The sequence below is a fragment of the Pseudomonas sp. IT-P294 genome (assembly GCF_949767865.1).
In the GTDB taxonomy this organism is placed as follows: Bacteria; Pseudomonadota; Gammaproteobacteria; order Pseudomonadales; family Pseudomonadaceae; genus Aquipseudomonas.
The window spans coordinates 126,778-145,987 of record NZ_CATKQW010000055.1; the positions used below are offsets into that span (position 1 = coordinate 126,778).

Annotated in this window: 13 protein-coding genes and 1 pseudogene; 9 read left to right on the forward strand and 5 right to left on the reverse strand. The window is 50.0% G+C overall.

What is annotated here, in order from left to right; translation table 11 throughout:
- Positions 1 to 316: 316 nt before the first annotated feature.
- The 6 genes from ACM6I0_RS25045 (at position 317) to ACM6I0_RS25070 (ending at position 9,394) form a co-directional block, all read left to right on the forward strand.
- The gene (locus tag ACM6I0_RS25045) at positions 317 to 769 is read left to right on the forward strand and encodes a hypothetical protein (RefSeq protein ID WP_414923546.1); all 453 of its coding nucleotides are present in this window, start codon (positions 317 to 319) and stop codon (positions 767 to 769) included.
- Positions 766 to 3,702, forward strand: a complete 2,937-nt coding sequence (locus ACM6I0_RS25050) for a glycosyltransferase (RefSeq protein ID WP_414923547.1) — start codon at positions 766 to 768, stop codon at positions 3,700 to 3,702. The genes ACM6I0_RS25045 and ACM6I0_RS25050 overlap by 4 nt, the downstream gene beginning before the upstream one ends.
- Positions 3,703 to 4,676: 974 nt before the next feature.
- Positions 4,677 to 5,657, forward strand: coding sequence for a glycosyltransferase family 2 protein (locus ACM6I0_RS25055; RefSeq protein ID WP_414923548.1), 981 nt, complete (start codon positions 4,677 to 4,679; stop codon positions 5,655 to 5,657).
- Complete coding sequence (locus ACM6I0_RS25060) at positions 5,638 to 6,312, forward strand: class I SAM-dependent methyltransferase (RefSeq protein WP_414923549.1); 675 nt, start codon at positions 5,638 to 5,640, stop codon at positions 6,310 to 6,312. The genes ACM6I0_RS25055 and ACM6I0_RS25060 overlap by 20 nt, the downstream gene beginning before the upstream one ends.
- Positions 6,293 to 6,703: a GtrA family protein gene (locus ACM6I0_RS25065; protein WP_414923550.1), complete on the forward strand. Its 411-nt coding sequence runs from the start codon at positions 6,293 to 6,295 to the stop codon at positions 6,701 to 6,703. The genes ACM6I0_RS25060 and ACM6I0_RS25065 overlap by 20 nt, the downstream gene beginning before the upstream one ends.
- 96 nt (positions 6,704 to 6,799) lie before the next feature.
- On the forward strand, positions 6,800 to 9,394 hold the full coding sequence (locus tag ACM6I0_RS25070) for a hypothetical protein (RefSeq protein ID WP_414923551.1): 2,595 nt from the start codon (positions 6,800 to 6,802) through the stop codon (positions 9,392 to 9,394).
- Positions 9,395 to 9,732: 338 nt separating this feature from the next.
- Here the strand turns inward: ACM6I0_RS25070 and tnpB are convergent, their stop codons facing one another.
- From tnpB to ACM6I0_RS25090, 4 genes and pseudogenes are all read right to left on the reverse strand, one after another.
- Positions 9,733 to 9,891, reverse strand: coding sequence for an IS66 family insertion sequence element accessory protein TnpB (tnpB, locus tag ACM6I0_RS25075; RefSeq protein WP_414923552.1), 159 nt, complete (start codon positions 9,889 to 9,891; stop codon positions 9,733 to 9,735).
- 372 nt (positions 9,892 to 10,263) lie between these two features.
- Positions 10,264 to 11,373 carry a glycosyltransferase gene (locus tag ACM6I0_RS25080; protein ID WP_414923553.1) on the reverse strand — a complete coding sequence of 370 codons (1,110 nt, stop codon included), beginning with the start codon at positions 11,371 to 11,373 and terminating at the stop codon, positions 10,264 to 10,266.
- Between the two features lie 103 nt (positions 11,374 to 11,476).
- A pseudogene (locus ACM6I0_RS25085) lies at positions 11,477 to 11,692 on the reverse strand (IS3 family transposase); the annotation flags it as partial.
- Between the two features lie 323 nt (positions 11,693 to 12,015).
- On the reverse strand, positions 12,016 to 14,010 hold the full coding sequence (locus ACM6I0_RS25090; protein ID WP_414923554.1) for a polysaccharide biosynthesis protein: 1,995 nt from the start codon (positions 14,008 to 14,010) through the stop codon (positions 12,016 to 12,018).
- Between the two features lie 672 nt (positions 14,011 to 14,682).
- On the opposite strand from ACM6I0_RS25090, the gene ACM6I0_RS25095 reads away from it, so the two are divergent.
- From ACM6I0_RS25095 to ACM6I0_RS25105, 3 genes are all read left to right on the forward strand, one after another.
- Positions 14,683 to 15,486, forward strand: a complete 804-nt coding sequence (locus ACM6I0_RS25095; RefSeq protein WP_414923555.1) for an ABC transporter permease — start codon at positions 14,683 to 14,685, stop codon at positions 15,484 to 15,486.
- A gap of 13 nt (positions 15,487 to 15,499) precedes the next feature.
- The gene (locus ACM6I0_RS25100; RefSeq protein ID WP_285430516.1) at positions 15,500 to 16,243 is read left to right on the forward strand and encodes an ABC transporter ATP-binding protein; all 744 of its coding nucleotides are present in this window, start codon (positions 15,500 to 15,502) and stop codon (positions 16,241 to 16,243) included.
- Between the two features lie 465 nt (positions 16,244 to 16,708).
- Entirely contained in the window at positions 16,709 to 17,893 is a 1,185-nt protein-coding gene (locus tag ACM6I0_RS25105; protein ID WP_414923556.1) for an acyltransferase family protein, read from the forward strand.
- Between the two features lie 323 nt (positions 17,894 to 18,216).
- Here ACM6I0_RS25105 and ACM6I0_RS25110 read toward each other — a convergent pair whose 3' ends face one another.
- A complete protein-coding gene (locus tag ACM6I0_RS25110) occupies positions 18,217 to 19,185 on the reverse strand; it encodes an NAD-dependent epimerase/dehydratase family protein (protein WP_285430514.1) in 969 nt (322 codons plus the stop codon).
- Positions 19,186 to 19,210: the final 25 nt, after the last annotated feature.

The following is a 19,210-nucleotide window of genomic DNA, read 5'->3' on the forward strand; positions in this document are numbered from 1 at the left end:
GAAATAATTTGAGCAATCGTTGTATTGAGAAAGCAGATGGTAGTATCAACGCTCCTAATCCACGAGTACCGGCTTAAAGGCACGCACTTGTCGGCTCGCAACCGGGAGGCACTGAACGCCATTGGCTTGCAATCAACGAGGCGTCCACCAAAACGCTTCGACTTCAAATGCCCGCTCAAAGTCATAGGTGAGGTGATGCAAGACGTCATTGCCATGCAGCATAATGCCGCCTACATCCATTCATGACCGTGTTGCACTCAGTTCCTGCATTCGCCCTGTTTACCAGCGCTGAATTTTTTCCAAGGACGATAGCCATTTGACTACCAAGAAAACAATTATAGTTCTGACCAAGCACCGCTGCGGAACCATCACACATGCGCGTGCACTCAGTACCATGGGCGTTGAGCTTGGTGACCCCCTCCATCCGATGGGTTTGGACCATACGTTCAGTTTTTGGGAAGACAGAGACGTCATTGCTGTCAATAACAAGCTGTTAAGCCGGCTAGATTCTGCCTCGGCGCTTGATCTAGCAGCGCCGACCGAAGATGAGATATCGAAATACATCGATGAGTATCCAGACTCTGGCTTGCGTCACGCCCAGCACCTCGAAAGCGCAAGGCTCAACGGCCAGACTGAACCAAAAATACTTACCAATGCCAATCTGGAAAGCATTTATTTAAAAACGCAGATCAAAGCGCTAAATACCGAGACCGAAGTGGCACACGGCGCCACAACATCCACAGCAACTTACCGTCGAAGACGACCATGAAAAATAACGAACAAGAAGATCAAGAACAATCCACCATCATTAAACTTTCCGACGAAAATGCCCGCCTCAAATCTGAACTGGCGGAGCTAAGCTCTCAGCACAAAAAACTGGAAATAAATCTGGAAGAATGGAAAGCCTCTGAAGCCCGTTTCGTGGGTTATCTCGAAAAACTGGAGAACTCTTTAACAGAGTACGAAGTAGCGGCCGAAGCCGACTTGCAAAAGTATCGTTTTCTTGAAGAGCAGGCGCAACGTGAAATCGAGCTGAAACACGAGCAGATTCAAAAACTGTCCAATTCGTGGTCGCGCTTCTTTAACTCACGACTCTGGCGTCTGATCAGTTTACCAGACATAAAAAAAAGACTGCCGTCGATTATTCTTCCCAATGGAGAAGCCTTTGACGAAAATTACTACCTCGAAACTTACCCCGATGTGAAAGCAACCGGCACTCCTGCAGTCATACACTATCTGTGTCATGGTCTCCAAGAAGGCCGCCTAGGTGCTCCAAATTCGATATCGCATGTCCCTCGCGCCTTCACGGGCGAAAAGCAGGTTCTCGCTGGCGGACTGCTCCATGAACCGACGGAGCCATTCAACGCCGATTTTTATCGGGCCATGTATCCGGTTCTCGCCTCGCTCGCTGATCCGGAACGACACTTCCTGGATCACGGGCGGGCCGAAGGCCTGCTTGGCCGTATTCCCCTTATCGATTTGAGTAGCCCCATCGAATCGCTGCCTATTGATAAGCCCACCATTCTGCTAATCAGTCATGAGGCTTCGAGAACCGGCGCGCCTATTCTTAGCCTGAACATCGTCCAGCACCTCACCTCACAATTCAATGTAGTGACAATGCTGCTGGGTGGCGGTCCGCTGGTAGAGTCTTTTATCGACGCTGGAGCAATAGTTGCCGGCCCCGTGGATCTTCACCATAAAGAGATATACGCCGACTGGGTAATAGGTAAGTTCCTCGATACCTACTCATTTCAATTTGCGATTGTGAATAGTCTGGGATCCTATGTAGCTCTCAAGCCGCTGGCTGATCGCTACATCCCGACAATCAGTTTAATTCACGAGTTCGCTGTATATATTCGACCTCGCACGGCCATCCAAAATGCATTGTTGTGGGCAAGTCAAACCGTTTTTTCTGCCGATATTACACTCGAAAGTTCAATACAGGTACTACCAGAACTAACTTTGTGTCAACTTCCTGTGTTGGCGCAAGGCAAAAGCATTATCCCTGGCGAGGCACATGATCCAGCTCATATCGAAGCAGAGAAGGCAATGCTGCAAAAGATTATGCGTCCAGGTGGACTTGAAGATGACACGATCGTTATATTGGGGGCCGGCTGGGTACAAATCCGCAAGGGTGTAGACCTGTTTATCGAGTGCGCGACCCGTGTAATCAATTCACCTATAGGTCATAAATGCCGTTTTGTCTGGATCGGTAATAACTACAATCCAGAGAAAGATACTAATTACTCTCTTTACCTTCAGGATCAGATCCAGCGCGCCGGAATCTCGGAACAATTCAAGATTATTTCCGAAACCGCCGCCATTGAGCATGTCTATGCTTTGAGCGACATGATGCTGTTGACCTCTCGATTAGACCCATTGCCCAACGTTGCTATTGACGCCATGGTACTGGGCCTGCCGGTTCTATGTTTCGACAAAACAACGGGGATTGCAGACATTCTTAAGCGCAATGGCCTCCAGGAAGAATGCGTCGCGCCTTATCTAGACCCCCACAGCATGGCCAACAAACTCATTCGACTGGCCTCGTCGCAAGAAGCTCGTGATAAGGTCGGAGAGCAGGCCCGATCTCTGGCTGCGCGCGAATTCAATATGTCCCGTTACGTCGAACAATTACTCGCCCTTACAGAGGGTACTGCAGCCCTGTCCCGCCAGGAGCATATTGACGCAACCACGATACAACAAGCCGGGGTAGTTGATTTAGACTTCTACCCACCGGCTGGTGTGCAGCTATCAACGGCTACGGAAGCTATTCGCCGATACGTACGCTCGTGGACGCGCGGCGTGTTACGACGCAAGTTATTCCCGGGCTTTGATCCCCGCGTTTACCTGGATATGAATGCCTCGGCTATTGGAGCTCAGGATCCGCTGGCGCACTTTCTGAGTTCAGGCCGCCCTGAGGGACCATGGAACTTGCAGAACCTTTCGTGGAAAGGTCATTCCTCTATCTCCACCGATAGGAAATCGCTGATATTTATCAGCCTGCGCTCTGCCGACGCTATCGGACAAATCGTCAAGCTTCTCGTGAAAAAGTTAGCCCAGATTGATGTCGTCATTCTTGCTCCGAACGAGCTGGCCGCACTTACCATGAAGCAGCGCCTTCAGAAGGAGCGATATTCCGTACTGAATATACTGGTGAGTGAAGATCAGCCATTACTTGCGATCCTCAAACACCTGGCGAGCGTCCCATACCAGGATTACACAGCGATCGCGCACATCAACCTCAGTGCCGACCCGATCGACATCGATTTCAGCGACCGGGATACCTATCAGCAGTACCTGATCGAAAACATGATAGGCGGCAAGTACGATGCATTGGGGGTCATCGCGGGTCGACTGAGCGGCGAATCATCCGATATGGATCTGGGACTGGTTTTCCCTGAAGACCCTAACATTCATGACGCTAGCGCCGATGCGGTCATCATTTCAAGCCTTTGTCAGTCTCTTGGATTCGACGCGCCCACTTCATACCACCTTCCGTACCCAGTAAATGGATCATTCTGGGGGGCGCCAACAATTTTGAACACGTTGCTCGCTAATGCTGACGGTTTGAAGTCGACGTTAAAGAACCTGAAACTTACCCCAGCGGAGCAGGAACGGATCCTTGCCCGTCTGTTGGCTGAAGCTTGTCGCAACCATGGCAAACACATCGTCACCACCGTGGTTCCGGGTATTACCTACTAACACACGTGCAGGGCACCGCTAAAAAAGTAAATGCTCCATAAACCTCACCTTCCAGAGGCAGGGTTTATGGAGCGGCTACGCTCCTAGGAGCGGGCCTGAGGAAGGCTGAATCGCCCCGGATTTTCTTATCCCCCAAGCTCTTTGCGTAATATTTTCAAATTCTACCGATGACATCTGATTATTGTGCGCTTACTGACAATGTCGAACCTAAGCGCTCGATGAATTGGAACCCGTCAACAACCTCAGTGCAGGCCAAGTCATTGCAGCCTTCATAGCTAGCCTGAGCCAGAGTATCTCCCCCGACGCTCGCGGATGTTGATCAGTTGGACTGATTCATGGCTGATCTGCACAATGAACGCGGCGACACGCTTAGTGCTGACGATCTTCTTCTTTTATGTCCGTCCACCTGCGGCCAGACGGGTGTTTGACCTTGACGCTCTCGTACTGGCGGAGCTTGCACAGTGCATTCCGGATATGACATTTGTGATGGCTACCACTACACGCTCCCGTTTGCCTGCGAACATGCAGGGCTGCAGAACCTCGATCAACTTGCGAAGCTCCGCAGCTCTTGCAATGCGGCGGTAGCGTTGTCGCTAACGAATCTGTCCTGCTGCCTCACGAGATCATGGGCTGTGGCGTTCCAGTTGTCAGTAATCGCGCCGAGGAATCCGATCAGCTGCTCGATGACGACATCGCAATGTTGGCAAATCCGACAATTGGTCCCTTCCCTTCTGATTGCCGTGCGGCAGTTTCTGAGGCATAGGGCCCAAGCTTGGAAGCCGGTAGACCGAGTGGCTCCGGGCTCCGGGCTCTGGGTACAGAACCCGGAAATTGAGTCAATCTGTAGCCAATAACGCAAAAGAGGTCATTCAGATATCGGCCAGTGTATTGAGTCGATAGTTGATAGAATCGGGCGAGAGAGAGACCCTGAGCTTGCGTAAGAAATGAAAAAACTGTGAGACAGCTGACTGAATATGATGATCATAGAAGATAAATATATAAAGTTGTCTATCGTTGTGCCGGTATACCGAAGCGCTGCCATTTTGCCGACGCTGGTACAGCAAACACAGGACGCGATGGTTAAAGAGGGGCTTTCAGGTTCCTTCGAACTCATCCTCGTGAATGACGCAGGCCCCGATAATAGCTGGGCAGTCATTCAGTCTCTGGCCGCGACTCATGATTTCATCCGCGGTATCAACTTACGAAAAAACGCCGGGCAACACAATGCAATCATGGCAGGTCTGAACCACGTTCGCGGGCAGTTTGTCGCGATCATGGATGATGATCTCCAGCACCCTCCCACCGCGCTCGGAGAAATGGTACGAGCACTCGAAAGTGGCTATGACGTCTGCTACACACGGTACCTGAATCGGCAGCATGCCTGGTGGAAAAAGGCAGGCAGTCGCTTCAACGACTATGTCGCTACGATGTTGTTGGACAAACCTAAAGGCCTATACCTTTCTTCATTCAAGGCAATGCGTAGGGAGATCGTCGAAGAGGTTATCAAGTACCAGGGCCCCTATGCCTATATCGACGGCTTGATCCTGGATGTCACACAGTCCATCACAGCCATTGATATCGTCCACCTTGCGCGGCACGAAGGTGAAAGTAACTATAATTTTCGTCGTCTGTTATCGCTTTGGCTGAAAATGGCCACAAGTTTCTCGATTTTGCCGTTGAGAATTGCCACCTACCTCGGTTTTGCCCTGGCTGCACTCAGCTTGGTGACCGCTGTTTTTGTGATTGTGGCTAAAGTATTACATCCTGAATATCCTCCGGGATGGGCATCGCTGATCGCGGTTATGTTATTTATCGGCGGCGTGCAGACATTATGCATAGGAATGGTGGGTGAATACCTCGGCCGAACATATTTGAAATTAAACTGTAAACAGCAATTTACAATCGGCGGTACTACCTGGCAAGGAGCGGGATTACATGAACAAACCCGAGTTTGATAAGTTCGCGGATGAATACAACAAGGTTCTAGGCGAAACCATCCCCGACGCGTTGAATGAAGATGCTTACTTTGCCGAGTATAAAATAGCGCTTATGGCCTCCCGCCTTAAAGGCAAAAAGGTCACCCGCATCCTCGACTTTGGTTGTGGCGCCGGCAGAAGCCTGCAGTTCCTGAAGAACTATTTCCCGGATAGCGAAATCTGGGGCTATGACGTCTCACCCGAGTCTTTAAAGGTCGCGTCAAGTCAATTAGCGGAAGCCTTGCTGTTTTCGGACTGGTCGAACCTCGGCGATATTCAATTTGACGCCATCATAGCCGCCAATGTCTTCCATCACATTCCAGTAGCAGAACGCCTGCCGGCGCTGGTGCTTTGCCGAAAATCGTTAAGTACCCAGGGGCAAATGTTCATGTTTGAACATAACCCTTACAATCCCATGACACGCTGGATTTTTGAACGCTGTCCGTTCGATGCCGATGCCGAGATGTTGAATCTCAGCACCGCCCTCAATCTCGCTCGGAACGCTGGTTATGCGTCAGAGCAACACTCATACACATTATTCTTTCCGAAGCAACTTTCCTTCCTGCGCAAACTTGAACCTTGGCTCAAACGTCTACCATTAGGAGCTCAGTACTATGTCCAGATGGCAGGCTGAGTCGACATACCTCGGGCGTTATATTGGGAGCGGAGCATTCAACACCCTGGTGGGCTTTGCAGTCATTTTCTTGGCAATGTGGGCCGGCTTCTCGCCTTCCGCTGCCAATATATCCGGCTATGCCGCAGGGTTTATATTGGGATTTATATTGTCCAAAAAGATTGTATTTCGTAGTAACGGGAACTTCGTAAAAGAAAGCGTGCGTTACTTGATTGCGTTCTTGGGCGCATTCGCTTTGAACTTTATTGTTCTGCATATAGCTTTGGACAAACTTGAGTTAGCAGCGATACTGGCTCAGATTGTCGCGGCGATCGCCTACACTCTGGCCATGTATGCCTTGACTCGCTTTTACGTATTCTCGCCCGCTCTGGCCTCCAAAAGTACCCGTTAGTAAGCGATCTGGCCTATCGCCATGGAGCGTAGTAGCTCGCCTGCTACGCCATGAACGTCAACTTACACGGCAAAAACAAGGCAATGGAATTCAATAATGCCCAGTAAAATCTTTCTGATAATATCCGCAGTGATTGGTGTTTTGATCCTGGGACCGGTGTCCGTCGCGTTTTACCAAGCGCTGGCCGCGTTACCCTACAGCGTACGCATGCTCAGTACCGGTCTCGCCATTACCATCTTCATCTTGGCATTTTTCTTGATCCGCCAACCCGTCCGAGAAATGGGGCCTGTTAAATATTGGTTGCTTGGCGCCACGCTCCTGCTTGGATTGGGATTTTACGCCTCATCCGATATTGAAGTTGCGTCTGGGGATGGTGCTCAAGCGCACTACTCAGACGGCACTCAAATAGAAAATGTCAAACCCTCCACATTAATTGATTGGGGCCGCACGGTCAGTGGCTACAATATGCACCCCGCGTACAGAACAGCAGTCGTATTGAACTCCCTTGTGGTCACATTTGGGTCCCACCCCGAAAAGGTCAATCTGCTGTTCACCAAACCCCCACAAGCTTTATTCCAAGCCGACGGCACCCCGACTGCAAGTGACGGGATTTCTGTCGAACTCAGTGCCTTTGACGCAGAAGGCAATCTTGGCTATTCAAAGAACTTCACCATTTCCCAGGAAAGTTTCCTGAAAGATAAGTGGATTGAGAGAGCCGTACGGATGGACGCCGGCATTGCTTCAATAAAAGTGACGCTGGGATGCGGGCCTCCTGGAAGCACACCCGATTTCGATAGCACGATTGTTGGATTCCAGGTTTTTAACTGGCACACCTATGCCAAGTTAATCGGGAACGTGATGCTCCTGTGCATCGGTTTCTTCGTTGTCGGACTGTTCCTGATTCTCAACCTCAATTTTTCTACCACGGGCTCCGTGGCCTGCAGAAAAACCGCATCCTCGCGAACTCTTTTTTTTTACATTTTGGTACTCGCCTGCTTGGTGCTTATAGCCTTTTGGTCCGAAAGCAAGACTTCATACATATTTTACTGGGATTACCGAAATTACTGGGAGAAAACCGAGACGCTGTACGAGCTCTTCAAAGCAGGCTTGTGGACACGAGCCATAGGCATGTTTTCGTCCACTTATGCCACGGATTATTCAATGCTGCCATCGGTGTTGCCAGCGTTGTTGAGTCTCGTGACAGGGTACCCAACCCGGCTCAACTACTCGCTCACCATCACTGCGCTTTATGCCGTTCCGGCCTATATAATGGTGGCCTACCTTACCAAGAGGTTAATTGAAGGCGATTCCCCTCTAACTGGCGATGCGTCGCTGCGAAGCCGATGGATCCTTGCGAGCTTCCCAGTCTTTTTTGGCGTACCTCTCTTCTTCAGGACAACGCTTTTCCTGATGCCGGACATCGGTGGTGTCATCTTGTTTGTTGGCGCATTGTTAAGCGCCTCGACCTTGATCGATGCTATCAGGGGAGAAGACGATAAGGCGCATCCCTGTAAGGTATCTAAGACGCTATTGCGAGCCAGCATCAGTCTTGGCGTACTCTTCAGTCTGATGTTCGTTTTTCGGCGCTGGTATGTGTTTGCTGCCACAGGGATAGCTTGCTCCCTTTTCGTCCTGGTACTGATTGAGGTACTTCGCGCTCAATCCTCTCGAGGAATGGTAGCGTTTCGCGCCGTAAACGCAGCTGTGCTAATGGCTTTTGCCGCATTACCTCTATTGAGTTGGGTTCTGTTTGTCTGGTCGCAAGATTTTGGTCAACACGACTACTCGACTTTGTACGCGTCCTATAAGAACTCACTAATTGACGATATTAAATTTTTTGGAGCCACATTTGGCTATATCCTCCCTCTACTATGCGTAGTAGGAGCCACTTTGTTGTATCGTCAAGGTAAATCCAGGCGCCTTTTCTGCCTTCTCAGTCTATCGACGTGTATTGCTTGCATATTGTTTCTCCGCGTTCAAAGTCCAGGATACCATCACTTTTTACTGCTCATGCCTTTGCTGGGGACGTGCCTAGCGGGGCTATCGATACTGTTGGCTCGTAGCTTTGGTCCGATGGCGCCGATCTGCCTTACCCTCTTCCTAATCATAGGCAGCGCTGTTACAACGCCATCTAAGGAGCGGTTCGAAGTCACTGCTTTTGCCTCTTACAAAGACTGGATGCCACAACATCAGGAGTCTACAGGCGGCCTCATCGACTTGGCCCATTGGCTCGCATTACCGGAGAATCAGAACAAGACATTTTGCTTGCTCGCCTCTAGCGCCACGATAAATCAAGCGTTGTTCAACGAAATCTGGCAGATAGAGCCGTCTATCACTAAGCATGCTTATGATCAACGATTGATCCAACTTGGGCAGATAGACAGTGTCAACGGCCCACCCATGCTGGCTATCAGACAGTGCGAGATCTTTTTGGTCGGTGTGCCTTTTCAAACACACATGCCTCCCGGCCAACAATCTACTTTAGAAGTTGCTCAAAAAGACATGATCAGTGGAACGGGTATCGGCGCAGCTGTTGGGCAGACTCCCACAGTTTTCCCACTGGGCGATAATATAGAAGTGCGCGCATACCAAAGGGTTAGGGACATAACCGACGAGGAGTACACAGACCTGGTCAGGCGTTTTCTGAATGGCAAGGGGCCTGACTATATCAATCCCACCGCCAACCGATGAACCAGGTTTACTGAAGTCCCTAAACTCCCCCCAACCGTTCTTGATCCATCCGGTGCGGTCGGGGGTATTGGCAACTCCGCTGAATGCCTAGAGAAAACAACTCTATCAAGTTCGACGCCATTGGCGCAGTGAAAACCTGAGCCACTGGAGTAGCCAATGCACAAGCATGTTGGCGAAGTTCCGGGACGGCTGTAGCCTCCCACAGTTGAGCCTTGAGCATAGGGCCTACATAACTTAACCACCTTAAGCTTTTCCCGGTCCTGTCCACAACTGCATAGTCTTTACCAACATTAATTCCGAGGTTCGATGGATCAGTGTAAATCATTGCTTTCCTTCGACTAGCACGGAATAAATGGAGCGCTTACAAAGCACCGAGTCAATACCGCGACCTTGATGTCCAGTTCGACCAGAGCCGCGAGGCCGTCGATGGATTTTCGGAAGTCGACGGGCTTGGGGTAGAGATAGACTTTTTCGACTTTTGCATCGATACGCATCATGAGGTGCTGGCTCCAGAAAGGAATCGGAAGCACCGCATCGGGTATCAGGTGGTAACTTTGAAGGTGGGATTTATGGGCGTTTACGAAGAGCGTGCTTTTCTCCATGCAAAAAAACCCACCAAAGCGGGTTTTTTAAAATTATTTGATCAGGTTAATGCGGTTAAACTTTGATTGTCTTGCTTGCAGCCTAGCTTCGAAAATATTTTCTTTAGTTGGACTTGGGCTGGCAACTCAACAAATCGCCAGATGCCATATGCAAACACACAGGCAGCAATTACAAGCGCTGGCTCGCTCCGGCGCCTTACGCGGGCCCAGTTCGAGCAAGCCTTCCATCCGCAGCGGCTGACGCAACTGCGGAGAAGCACGTCGATATTACACAGATCTCAGCTTGCGAATTACCTTGCCTGCAAAACCACGCAGGCCACCTGACGCTACAGGTTGGACGGTAACAGGTTCAGGTTCAGGTACCGGTTGAGATTCAGGTTCAGGCACAGGCACAGGCACGACTGTGGCAGGGCAGAAAAAATCCTCCTTACCTGTGAGCGAGATAAAATCAAGATAATTGAAGCCGTGAATCGATTCGATATGCTCCTGCTCTTTTGGGCAGGTCATTAGCTGGTACAGCAACTCGATACCAAATAGTCGAGTACCAGGGCAATTGCCTGTGTTGATGGCGACCATGGCAAGCAGGTATTTACTGTTAGCCCCTTGCGGCGTCACCCATTGCTCAGACTCCGGAAAGGCCTCAAGAATATCGGCGAGTGGCAAGTCGACATAATGCTGCTTCTGCAGGTGCCACTCGAGCTTCAACCGGGCCCGTCTGTCCGGCCGATCACCACTGGCATTGGACTGATCGGAGAAAATCCGATGCAAGGTCAATTTTTCCTGAACCACATGGATGTCGCTTACCTTCAAGAGGCGTGTCCACAGTTCCGCGTCATCGATCTGGGCATGTGCACACTTATATAAACCGCTCTGCTCGTATGCGCTTCGTCTGACCAATGCACTCGGATGGCACAGTCGATTCTCATTGAAGAAGAGCCCCCGCAGCCAGGCTGCTCGGGATTTATTGGGTTGATCGAACCAATCGATTGTTAACGAGCGGTTGTTTTCATCAATACATTGCACATGGGAAAACACTGCGCCTAGTTGCGGACTCGTGTCCAGTATAGCGACCTGCTTCTCCAGCTTATCCAATGCCCAGGCATCGTCCGAGTGATGGATGGCAACGTATTCGCCAGTTGACTGGGTTTCGATAGCACGGTTGATGTTGTAGATATAACGACGCGTCCGATCATTCCGGATCTTGATGATTCTTGGGTCATTATAGGTCTGGATCACCTCCCAAGAAGTATCTGTCGATACATCATCAACGATGATCAGCTCCCAATCACCGAATGACTGATTGATAACAGTATCGATCGCCTGCCTGATGTATTTATCATGATTGAAAGATGTAAGTACAATCGACACTTTTGCCACTTTACTCTCCTTTGCGCCACTTCATGAACCGCACAATTCTGCGCAACCGAGTACTCATTCCGACTTCAAAAACTATACACGGAATCCCACCGGATTTTCCAGACACTCCCTGCCTCATCATGTAATGCTTTTCGAACTCTACCGATGACAACAGATTATTGAGATCATGAAGGTGTTGCGGGCTATAGATCACCTCGATGCGATCAAACACATCGCTGGGGAAATCCTGCTTTGTGGTGCAGATGTTCTGCTTAATTCGTTCCCGTTTCCATAGCCGAAAAAAGCTCCCAGCCACGGCGTAGTCCTGGCAATCGTCTCGCGACTCACGCCGGCAATTAAAGTCGAGTGGTGTTGGTGTAGGCGATCTGCTCCAAAGAAGCGATCCGCCTGTGAAAATATACCCAGACCCGCCAGTAGACCAGACGGACCTGCTGACAGCCCTGAAGAACGCTTTTACGAATATACCCTCCCGATGAAACGGGTGCCTCGGTGACAGCTATGACTCAGAGTGGCAGCCAAGGTTCAGGCTTTCAGCTTTCTTTAACGGCCGCCTGTTCAGATGAGCTGCTTCTCCGAAGCTACCTCCCAAACCTTAGCCATGGGACTACTCTGTCAAAAACGTGTCCGTTACAGTGTGAACAGTCAGGGCTCGAGGCGACGTTGCTGGTAAATCAAGTCGACGATTTCACCATCCGGGGCGTAACCACTGACAGTGTCACGCAGAAGTTGGCGAACCCGCGAATAATCATCCCCCTCAACAGCACTCAGCAACTCCATCAACTTGCCTTTGAGCACCTCCCAGGGCAAATGATCTTCCTTGGCGCTCATGATCATCGGGTGCCGGGTAGCAGACACGTTGTCGCCAATCAGCAACTCTTCGTAAAGTTTTTCCCCGGGACGCAGCCCAGTGAACTCAATGGCAATATCGCCGTGCGGGTTTTTTTCCGAGCGGATGCTCAGGCCAGACAGGTGAACCATCTTCTCTGCCAGTTCGACTATCTTGACCGGCTCACCCATATCCAACACGAACACATCACCGCCCTCCCCCATGGAGCCGGCCTGGATTACCAGCTGTGCCGCCTCGGGAATGGTCATGAAGTAACGGGTAATCTTCGGATGGGTAACCGTCAAAGGCCCACCCGACTTGATCTGGCGGTGGAAAAGCGGAATAACCGATCCCGATGAGCCCAACACATTACCGAACCGCACCATGGTGAAACGGGTCTTGTTGACCCGGGACACGTTGGACTTGTCCCCGAACAACACCGGCGCCAACTCACGACTGAGGGCCTGCAAGGTCAACTCCGCCAACCGTTTGGTGCTGCCCATCACATTGGTCGGGCGTACGGCCTTATCGGTCGAGATCAGCACAAAGTTTGCCACACCGGACTCCAATGCAGCCTGAGCGGTATTGAGTGTCCCAATCACATTGTTCAGCACACCCTCAGCAATGTTGTGCTCAACCATCGGCACGTGCTTATAGGCCGCCGCGTGGTAAACCGTGTCCACATTCCAGGTCTTCATCACATCCAGAAGTTTATGGGGATGACGAATCGACCCCAGTATCGGCAACAACCGGACAGACAACGACTCACGAGAAATACGATGCTCGAGTTCGGACAAAATGCTGTAGAGATTGAATTCGCTATGATCGAACAACAACAGAGTGGTTGGCCCCAGGGAGAAAATCTGACGACAAAGTTCGGAACCGATCGAACCGCCTGCCCCCGTCACCAAAACCGTCTTGCCCTTGACGCATCGAGCCAACAAATCAGGCTGCGCCGGCACCGAATCCCGCCCCAACAGATCAGCAATGTCTACTTCCTGAATGTCGTCCACTTTGACCCGACCACTGGCCAGATCAGTGAAATTCGGAACACTGCGCACATGGAGCGGGAAGTCCTCCAGAAAATTGAGAATTTCCCTACGCCGCGCACGAGTCGAAGACGGCAACGCCAAAAGGATTTCCTGAGCACCAGTCACGTCGATCATCTGCTGAATATGCTTGGGCTTAAAGACCTGCAACCCGGCAATCGAACGATCCGCGATTGAGGAATCGTCATCGACAAACGCCACTGGACGCATCACACGTCCCATGCGCAAAGCTGCAACCAACTGGTTACCCGCGACGCCAGCACCGTAAATGGCGACCTTGGTCAAACCATCGTCTCGATTGACGAACGGTACGTGCTGCGCAGCGGTGAACCAATCACCCATGAAATACTGACGCATGCACAGACGCAGGCCGCCAATGATTACCAGGCTTAGCCACCAATAATTGAAGATGATGGAGCGCGGCACGACGACTTCGTGATTGCTGTACCAGTAGACCACCACGGCAAGGATGAGCGAGGACAGACTGACAGCCTTGACGATGGCAATCAGTGCATCATTACCGAAGTAGCGCATGACAGCGCGGTACATGCCAAAGCGTACGAAAAGGGGGATGGCGATAATCGAGGCGCTGACGAAGAGCCAGAAATGCGACTTTAGTGGATTGTATACGTCGTCGATACCGAGGCGAACAATAAAGGCCAGCCACAAAGCGACCCACACCAAAACCACATCGGTGGCGACCTGTATCAGCCTTTTTTGCCTGCGAGGTAAACCAAGCAACACTCTGCGTATTTTATCCATTCAAGCGTTCGAGCCCGTAGCCCCCTCCTTTTACGCGATCGTCGATCGGCATTGTAACCTCATGAGGACGAGATCGCCCAATACTTGCAGCTGGCAGGGTCAGGAAGGAGCGTTTTACTGAAAACGCCGCTATAATTCGCCCTTCTGACCGGCCCGCCGGACTGACATAGCACGGACGCAAGACCCGCTTGAAAATCACGAATCGTTGCTGCCGCGAAACTGCTCGTCGGTATCCATTAGCTAATCGCTCTGCCCGCTCTCGAGCAGGCGATTTATTAGAGAGCATTGACGATCAGACGCTGCGGCTTAACCCAAAATGCGTTTCCGGGGGGGGGCGAGGGAAATTTATTGGGCGTTCGACTCTGGCCGTGGGATGATAGAAAAAGTGCAAATCCTCCGGCAGAGACGTTATTTCTTAGCGCTAGCACAATATCACCAGTCGACACAAGCCCTGCTTTTTGAACGAATAGCTCAAGCTTGTGATCGTAACGAGCGCGCGCCATACGAAATAGCTACAGACTTTATGCCCCGCCCTGCAACTGGGGGGAGGCATTCTAAGCGGAGTACACCCCGCGAGCGTAAAAACTGGAAACTGAACGGGATGGAAAAAGTGACACTACCTCCTCCTACAAGATTACAATCATTGACTGTTTTGACAACCCGGTGTTTCGAATGCTAAACAACTCAATTACCGCCGCCGTGGCAGATATAGCGACGGCTGTAAAGCGCTATTCTCTGGTAGGCATGCTCGGATGGCAGGACGTACGTCAACGGTATAGGCGCTCTGCTGTCGGACCGTTTTGGCTCACCATCAGCATGGGCGTTATGATTGGTACTATTGGCCTCGTATTTGGCCAAATATTTAATTCCCCCATGAAAGAATTCCTGCCATTTCTCGCAGCGGGCATGATTTTCTGGAGTTTCATTTCTACCTGCGTATTAGAGGGTTGCACTAGCCTCATTACGGCAGAAAGTATTATCAAACAACTCCCCATCCCATTATTCGTGCATATCCTACGCACGATATGGCGCAATACTTTGATCCTCGCGCACAACATCGTCATTTTCCCACTGGTGCTGCTGGCGGTTCAAAAACCGTTGGGTCTTGGAGCGCTATTGAGCATCCCAGGCTTTGTACTGGTCGCTCTCAATCTGGCATGGATTAGCTTAATACTGAGCATCCTGTGTGCTCGATATCGTGACCTTCCGCAAATCATTGCCAGCGTTTTGCAAATTGCTTTTTATGTGACACCAATCATGTGGCTTCCAGGCCTGCTTTCGGGACGATCCTCGGGCACCTATTTACTGGATTTAAACCCCATCTACCATCTCATACAAATCGTCAGGGCCCCTATGCTCGGACAGGATGCGAGTACTGTTAGCTGGTGTGTGGCCGGGGGTATGGCTCTGCTTGGCTGGTGCATAGCGATCATATTCTATGCTCTCTATAAACGTCGCATTGCTTATTGGCTCTAAGAAGAAAACTATTATGGCTTCTATTGAATTTCATAACGCATGCGTTGATTTCCCTATTTATAACGCAAATGCCCGCTCTCTGAAAAAACGACTGATTCAAGTTGCTACAGGCGGCAAACTCAGCGCCAACGACCAAGGCCGAGTGATTGTCAGAGCACTGGAAGACCTTACTTTTTCCCTCAATGACGGAGACCGGGTTGGGTTGCTCGGTCATAACGGCGCAGGCAAAAGCACATTACTTAGACTGCTGAGCGGTGTATACACTCCCTCCGCTGGCACCGCCAGTATCAGCGGCGAAGTCGCTTCCCTTATTGATATTTCATTAGGGATAGACCCGGAGGCATCCGGCAGGGAAAACATCTTCATGCGCGGCATCCTGCTTGGGATGACAAAAAATGATATTGCAGAAAAACTTGACGAAATTATTGAGTTTTCAGAACTGGGTGACTTCATTGACATGCCGGTACGCACGTACTCTTCCGGCATGCATTTGCGCTTGGCCTTTGCGGTATCGACAACCATCAGACCTGAAATATTGATCATGGACGAATGGCTGTCGGTAGGGGACGAAGGCTTCAAGCACAAAGCAGAAGCTCGGATGAAAGAACTGATCCAAGCCACCAGCATTTTGGTAATTGCCAGCCACTCCCGTGACCTGGTGCTGCATACCTGCAATCGGGTCATTTGGCTGGAGCACGGCAAAATAAAAATGGACTCGGACCCTGAAACAGTTACCCAAGCGTATTTTGGCTACTAATATTTTAGTTCGCGCCTGCAACCCTCATTAAGCTAAAAAAAATCGGTGAACTCATAAACAACCACTTTATCAAGTTAAGATAAACCTCGGTTTTTTATGAAAGTAGCCGCGTAGCCATCGCAGCGCAGAAGCCAAAGCAACAAAACCTCATGCAAGCTACATCTCATGAAGCAACGCGACACAAACGCCGAAAATGTTTATCTGCCCCCAATACCCCCCCCCAAAAAAGTATCGATAGCCTCACAGCCCCGGTTGTACGAGCCATTATGGGTGACGTTATTCACCTACCTGCGCCAGAGGTGATCGTCAAAAAATCTGGTGACCGCGTGGAAATTTCCGCAGCGCGGAAAGAGACGACGCCATTTGCTGCCCCCCCCAGCAGCTATGGGCCAAGGCTAGCCAAAACAACTAAATATGCCTATTATCCCGCATCATAGATCAAACGATAAATATTCAAGGCCTGACATGTCAGCAAAATTGGAAACTGGAAGCAATAGACTATTTCCCCTTGAAGCCTATAGGGGAATAGCCGCATTTATTGTGCTTGTTCACCATTTTTTTTTAGCGTTCTCCCCATACACAACAGGATTATCTGAGCAAACACGAGATAAAGACAGTTTAATAGGGCAGCCATTTTTCGCTCTTTTAAACGGAACAGCGGCTGTCGGTTTTTTCTTCACCCTTTCCGGGTTTGTTTTGTGCTGGTCCTATTTCAATCATGAAAACCCTCAAAAACTGCTTTTGGCATTTCTTAAAAGATTTCCGAGACTAGCCGCCACAGTAACGATTACCACTGTCGCAAGTTACTGCTTATTCAAGCTTGGCTTTTACTATTTCCACGATGCTTCACAACTTAGCTTGAGCCCATGGCTTGCGACATTTGCTCATGGATGGACGCCAGGGTTTGAGCCGAGCTTTTGGGATGCTCTAACGCAAGGCATTACAACTTTTTTCACAGGAGAATACAATTACAATACAAACCTTTGGACAATGAAAGCCGAGTTTTTCGGCAGCATGATTGTCTTTATGCTTGCATGCTTTATTTCTGCAATACTCGAATACCGTTACCTTACTTACGCCTGCATAATTATTTCAATATCAGCTCTATTCTATAACGACCTCATATTCCCCTTTGTTGTAGGTACATTTCTTTCTGCCTACCTAGCCAAAAACAAAAAAGAAATACCTCTCCTTGCATCATTAGCGCTAATTATTTTCGGGATGTACATGCTCGGATATCTGATCCCGGAAAAGTCATATGCATGGGCGTCAACAATTCCAGATATTTTGAAAATACATACCCAAGCCCTACTCCACACCCTTGGCTCTGCATGCATAATATTCGCAACCATGAGCAATCAAAGAGTATTTAAAAACCTGAACGGAAAATTTTTAAGAGGCATTGGAAAAATCAGTTTTCCGCTCTATCTTGTCCACACCCTTGTGATCTGCTCGCTATCAAGCTACGTCTATATCAAACTTGCAAATCACAGCATCAGCAACACACAAAGCTTAATTATCGTATTTATTGTCACTGCTACCACTTCAATAGCACTAGCAGTGCCACTCTCTCGCTTTGATGACTGGTGGGTTAAGCAAGTTAATACCATCACACGAAAACTATTGAAAGAAAAACAATTAGTCCATTGACTAGACTCAACAAGACGCACCTGCCGATCACCGATAAATTAGCTACAGGCGCGTAAAAATAGTCTTTCACGGATGACAGGAAATGCAGAAACAAGAACGCCGATTTGATTGATGATGTTCGCGGATGCAAACATATCTAACAAATCGGCGCTTTTATACGTAATATTCTGGACGGTTTTTTCTTTCGTCATAACCAGCCGGATGGTGCCCCTCTACAGCTCGAGTTGACGTTTTAAGCCCCTCTCGCGTTTGAAGCCTTCCCAAAGATCGTAACCTTCCGAGAGGCAGGCGTATGGTGTGTTTACATCGTTAAATCAATGTGGTTATTCCGGATTATCCGATAACCAAGCCGCAAAGCGCTCCAATCCATGATCGAAACTAACGAAAGGAGCCCACCCCAAAGACTGTTTGGCGCGCTCGATGTCCAGAACACTGACAGGCACGTCAAATCCGCGACCCGACAAGTATTCACGACTGACATTTCGCCCCGTGACCCTCTCGATTGCGTCAAGAACCTCATTGAGACTATGTCCGCGTCCTGACCCGATATTGAACACATGCTCTTCACCGGATTGCACTGACGATGCCAACAACGCTCTCACCACATCAGAGACATGAATGTAGTCGCGTACAACCGTGCCATCGCCCCAAATCTCAACCGTCTCGCCACGCAGGACTTTGCCAAGGAATACGGCTACCGCGCCTTGGCTAGCATAGGTGCGCTGCCCCTCACCAAAGGGGTTTGCAAGACGTAGAACAGTATAATCAAGGCCGTATAAGCGATGGAAAAGCGCTAAATACTTCTCGATCGCCAACTTGGAAATTCCGTAGGAACAGGCCGGGTCGGTAGCATGGGTTTCTGGAATAGGTACTTGCGTGGGATCTCCATACACCGTGCCTCCGGAGGAAATAAAAATAATCTTCCTCAAGCCGGACTTCACCGCGAGGTTTAGCAGGCGGATGGTCGCAACGACATTGCTCTCCACATCGAAGACGGGATCAGCATTTGAAGACTTGGGGAGTGTAGTAGACACCAGGTGATAGCAAACATCGCAACCTTCCAATGCCTTGGCGACTTCAGCCTCACTGGTGAAGTCTCCTTCGCAAAGCTCGAAATTAGGATGACTGAAGTGGGATTCACCCAACGGTGCCACATTGGGACGATCGAAACAGCGCACAAAATGCCCCTGATCGAGCAATGCGTCTATCAAGTGGGTGCCTATGAAACCACGCCCCCCCAAAACCAGGGACCGCTTAACGGGATTAGGAGAAGTGTTCTCGGAATTATTCAACGTTGCCCTCCAGCGCTTGATATGG